Origin of the sequence: Parafrankia colletiae, from assembly GCF_001854655.1 — a bacterium.
GTDB lineage: Bacteria > Actinomycetota > Actinomycetes > Frankiales > Frankiaceae > Parafrankia > Parafrankia colletiae.
This window is the reverse complement of the sequence record NZ_MBLM01000030.1, coordinates 1-1516: the sequence shown is the minus strand read 5'-3', so window position 1 is coordinate 1516 and position 1516 is coordinate 1. Positions and strand designations below refer to the sequence as shown.

Here is a 1516-nt window from a genome sequence, read left to right as displayed (position 1 = left end):
GCGGTGTGTTCCAACGTGTTCACGTTCACCTTGTACTTCGGCTGTGCGACCGTCGCGTTCACCGTCCGCGCCCCGATCTTCAACAGGTACGGCCGGCCCGGAAGCATCGGTTCGGTACCCATCCACACCAGGTGACACTCGAACTGGTCCGCCACCCCCGGCGGGTCGACCGCGGCGGCCAGCACATCGCCGCGGCTCACATCGATCTCGTCGGTGAGGGTGAGGGTGATCGACTGTCCGGCGACCGCCTCGTCCAGGTCCCCGTCCGCGGTCACGATCCGGGCCACGGTGGACTCCTGCCCGGAGGGCAGGATCCGGACCCGGTCCCCGGGACGCACCACCCCTCCGGCGATCTGGCCGGAGAAGCCACGGAAGTCCAGGTTCGGCCGGTTCACCCACTGCACCGGCAGCCGCAACGGCCCGGCGGTGGTGTCCTCGTCGATCGGCACGGTCTCCAGATACCCGACCAGCGTCGGCCCGGTGTACCAGCCGGTGTTCGGTGAGGGTTCCGTGATGTTGTCACCGGCCAGCGCCGACAGCGGGATCGCGACAACATCGGTCAGACCGACCTGGGTGGCGAACGCCCGGTAGTCTCCCTCGATCCGGTCGAACACCGTCTGGGAGTAGTCGACCAGGTCGAGTTTGTTCACCGCCAACACCACGTGGCGGATCCCGAGCAGCCCCACCAGATAGCTGTGCCGCCGGGTCTGCGTCAGCACCCCCTTACGCGCATCGACGAGGATCACCGCCAGATCCGCGGTCGACGCGCCGGTGACCATGTTGCGGGTGTACTGCTCATGACCCGGGGTATCCGCAACGATGAACTTGCGCCGTTCGGTGGAGAAGAACCGGTACGCCACATCGATCGTGATGCCCTGTTCCCGTTCCGCGGCCAGCCCGTCGACGAGCAACGCGAAGTCCAGCCCGTCACCCTGCGTCCCGACCCGGCGCGAGTCCGCCTCCAACGCGGCGAGATGGTCGGAGAACACCAGCTTCGAGTCGTACAACAACCGGCCGATCAGCGTCGACTTCCCGTCGTCGACGCTGCCGCAGGTGATGAACCGCAGCATCGACTTGTGCTCATGCCGAGACAGATACTCCTCGATGTCGACGGCGGCAAGGTCCCCGGTCGCGTGCGCCACTAGAAGTACCCCTCCTGCTTCTTCTTCTCCATCGACCCCGACGAGTCATGGTCGATCACCCGGCCCGCCCGCTCCGAACTCGTCGTCAGCAACATCTCCCGGACGATCTCCGGCAGGGTCGCGGCGGTACTCTCCACCGCCCCGGTCAGCGGATAGCAGCCCAACGTCCGGAACCGCACACTGCGCTGCTCGGGCACCTCCCCCGGCGCCAGCGGCATCCGCTCGTCATCGACCATGATCAGAGCGCCGTCGCGTTCCACGACCGGCCGCGGAGCCGCGTAGTACAACGGCACSAGCGGGATGTCCTCCCGGTGGATGTACTGCCACACATCCAGCTCGGTCCAGTTCGACAACGGGAACACCCGCACACTCTG

Annotated in this window: 2 protein-coding genes; both read right to left on the bottom strand. The window is 66.8% G+C overall.

The features are described from left to right. Positions 1-1142, bottom strand: a 1142-nt coding sequence (gene cysN, locus CC117_RS05530; protein WP_084131571.1) for a sulfate adenylyltransferase subunit CysN, incomplete at its 3' end; no start/stop codon positions are given. Continuing rightward, positions 1142-1516 (bottom strand): phosphoadenosine phosphosulfate reductase domain-containing protein (locus CC117_RS05525; RefSeq protein WP_157905350.1); only part of this gene is annotated, 375 nt, incomplete at its 5' end. The genes CC117_RS05525 and cysN, both read right to left, overlap by 1 nt.